The organism is Streptomyces sp. ActVer (assembly GCF_027270795.1).
Classification (GTDB): domain Bacteria; phylum Actinomycetota; class Actinomycetes; order Streptomycetales; family Streptomycetaceae; genus Streptomyces; species Streptomyces umbrinus_A.
This window is the reverse complement of record NZ_JAPWHT010000756.1, coordinates 1-2,748: the sequence shown is the minus strand read 5'-3', so window position 1 is coordinate 2,748 and position 2,748 is coordinate 1. Positions and strand designations below refer to the sequence as shown.

Genomic DNA, 2,748 nt, shown 5'->3' with positions numbered 1-2,748 from the left:
CGACGTCCGGCTGCGCGATCGTGTGGTTTCCGTGCAGCCGGGGGAGACGGGTCGACTGGTACTGCCCGACTGACGCCTGTGCGGGAACAGTTGCCCGAGATCCGGCCAGGGCCGTTGGCCGGGATCGCCGGACGATCGTGTGAGACCTGGTTCTTCCGGGCCGAGAGATGGCTTCAACCCCTGCACCCGAAGAGGGGGTGACAGAGGCCATGGGTAGCGATCGGCCGGCGAGCACGTAACACCTTGGCCCCTGACCTTGGACACACGAGGCACTGGATCTTGAGGATCTGGGACGGACATCTCGTGGTCATCAAGCACGCCCAGCCGGAGCTCAAGGCGGACGCGGTCGCGCTGTACCAGTCCCGTCCGGGAGTGACGATCAGGTCGGTTGCCGCCGATCTGGGAGTCAACCCGGAGACGCTACGCGACTGGGTGCGGGCGGCCGGAGCGAACCGTCCCCGGAAGAGGGGGCAAGTCCGGTCCGCAGAGTGCCCTGGTTTTCGTGGCTGGGCCACGGGGCCCGGGCGTCAGGAGCGCCGGTCGGCTCCGCCGGGGGTGAGGGCCGGTTGGGGGTCTGCCTGCTGGAGTTCGGCGAGCAACTCGCCCTGGCCAGTGATCAATTCGGTCAGGATCCGGCGGGCCGCGCGCAAGAGCTCGGCCACATCACCGCCGGCCAGGGCGTAGCTGACGGTAGAGCCCTCCCGGATGGACACCACGATCCCGGAGCGCCGCAGTACGGCCAGTTGCTGGGAGAGACTCGACGGTTCGATCTCGATCTCGCTGAGCAGGTCGCGTACGGGTACGGGGCCGTTTTGCAGCAGTTCCAGGACCCGGATGCGTACCGGGTGTCCGAGCATCCGGAAGAACTCGGCCTTGGCCTGGTATAGGGGGACCTGCATGATCAATCGCTCCCTGCCGCATTCGACGGGCTGCATCCGGGCGCGGTGGCCCCGTACGAGCCACCGCAGGCGGTCTTGCTGACCGATCCTGGTCCATCCGGCCCCGCACACCCATGGGATTGAGCTGATCTCAATGTGCCCAGTTGAAGAAATCTTCAAGTCGTGGACGTGCGGGGCCATGGATTACGCGGTTTTCTACACGTCCAGTTGGGCCTCGATGCTCTTGAGCTGGTGGCGGGCCATTGCGAGGTTCGATTTCTTCTTGTCGAGCACGAGGTAGAGGAACAACCCGTTGCCGCCACGGCCCTTGATCGGCCGGAGGATGTGGTACTGGCCGACGAGTGTGATCAGGATGTCCTCGATCTCACCCTTGAGCCCGAGGTGTTCCATGGTGCGGATCTTGGCTCGGATCACATCCGTGTTGCCCGCCGCCGCAACAGTCAGGTCGAGGTCCTTGCTACCCCCCAGAGTGCCCAGCGCCATACCGCTGGTGTAGTCGACCAGAGCAGTTCCTAACGCGCCCTCGATCGAAGCCATGATCTCCTTCAGGCAGATCTCCACATTGCTCATACCGATGCCTCCTCCTTGTCGCTGCGAGGCTCGGGCGTCGCCCTCCTCGCCGATGGCCTGGACCCTACGTAGGGCCTGCGGCCGGCAGCCCTGTTGTTCCGGTACTGGCCGAGGGAGTCCCAAAAAGTCGGATGATGCGATATCTGCGACCGCTCATGCTCGGCGCGCGACTACCGATACCGCAGAGGCCGAGCCGGATGAGTTCGGCCGCCGCGGGACGGAGCCGGTGGAGGCCGAGTCGGCGGTATGGGTGAGAGAGCGGTTGCCGGCCTGGGCGTATCCGTATGCCTGGCCCCGGAGGGAAGCAGGCGTCCCCGTCGCAACTCGACCGAACGCCTCTGCAACCCGACCTGGCGGGTCACAGCCGATTTGGGCCCCGTGAGCCCAGGTCGAAGAGGTGCGGCAGAATTATCGAACGTAGTACTCTCCTTCACCCGAGTCGCAAAACCCCCTGAAACAAGGGGAGTTGATTCTTCCGGGAGCTCTGATCAATTGCCCTGCACTTCTGCCGCCGCCGCAGCAGCAGCGGCAGACGAGCAACGGAGGACACACACCTATGGTCCACGTTCGGCGAATTGCCGCATCGTGCATGACGGCCGCACTGGCCGCCGCCTCGCTCCTCGTCGCCGCACCGGCCGAAGCCTCTCCCGGCGCGTGCTACATCACGAGCTACGACAATCCACTCATCCCTGGGAGTGGGCACTACCTGGTGCCTGAGTACAACCTTTCGTACGGCATGAACGACTTCTGCGTGACGTCATGGCAGAGGCAGATCAACAGGCGCTATGGCCAGGTGCTCACCGTTGACGGCATCTTCGGTCCCCGCACCAGGGACTGGACCACGCGAATCCAGGGCTCCCAGCAGTACTCCTGGTGCGCGGGAGGCGCCGAGGAATAGCGGAGCCCAAGACGATCAGCTGCTTCGAGCATGTGAACGGCTATACCGAATGGGGATAGGGGACATGGCTCCCCTCGTGGAGAAGGCAACCACGTCAACCACGCAGACCGACTCGGAGAAGCGTCGGAGAGCCGGTTGGCCCCCTCCGCCGGGCGTTCCTGGACTCACTTGACGTCAAGCGAATCGTGCACGTGCTGAGTGCGTGGAGTACGGCCCGGGGGTGCCCGTCGAGGGTTCGCGTGCCGTGCCCTGCCAGGGGGAGCCGTGGTGCGGGATCGGGTGGGGCGTTGGCCGTTGGTGGGCCTCGAGGAGGAGTTGGACTCCTTCGCCGCGGCGCTGGCGGACCGGGAGTGCCGGGGGTTCGTGGTGGGCGGGTCGGCC

Annotated in this window: 3 protein-coding genes and 1 pseudogene; 2 read left to right on the top strand and 2 right to left on the bottom strand. The window is 65.5% G+C overall.

What is annotated here, in order from left to right; translation table 11 throughout:
- Window positions 1-303: 303 nt before the first annotated feature.
- A pseudogene (locus O3Q52_RS51640) lies at window positions 304-441 on the top strand (transposase); the annotation flags it as partial.
- A gap of 86 nt (window positions 442-527) precedes the next feature.
- On the opposite strand, the gene O3Q52_RS51635 reads toward O3Q52_RS51640, so the two are convergent.
- Together O3Q52_RS51635 and O3Q52_RS51630 are read right to left on the bottom strand one after the other, a co-directional pair.
- Window positions 528-899, bottom strand: a complete 372-nt coding sequence (locus O3Q52_RS51635) for a helix-turn-helix transcriptional regulator (protein WP_269655328.1) — start codon at window positions 897-899, stop codon at window positions 528-530.
- A gap of 195 nt (window positions 900-1,094) precedes the next feature.
- Entirely contained in the window at window positions 1,095-1,469 is a 375-nt protein-coding gene (locus O3Q52_RS51630) for a hypothetical protein (RefSeq protein WP_269655327.1), read from the bottom strand.
- 589 nt (window positions 1,470-2,058) lie between these two features.
- Between O3Q52_RS51630 and O3Q52_RS51625 the strand changes: the two genes are divergently transcribed.
- The gene (locus O3Q52_RS51625; protein ID WP_269655326.1) at window positions 2,059-2,367 is read left to right on the top strand and encodes a peptidoglycan-binding protein; all 309 of its coding nucleotides are present in this window, start codon (window positions 2,059-2,061) and stop codon (window positions 2,365-2,367) included.
- The last annotated feature ends 381 nt before the right edge of the window (window positions 2,368-2,748 follow it).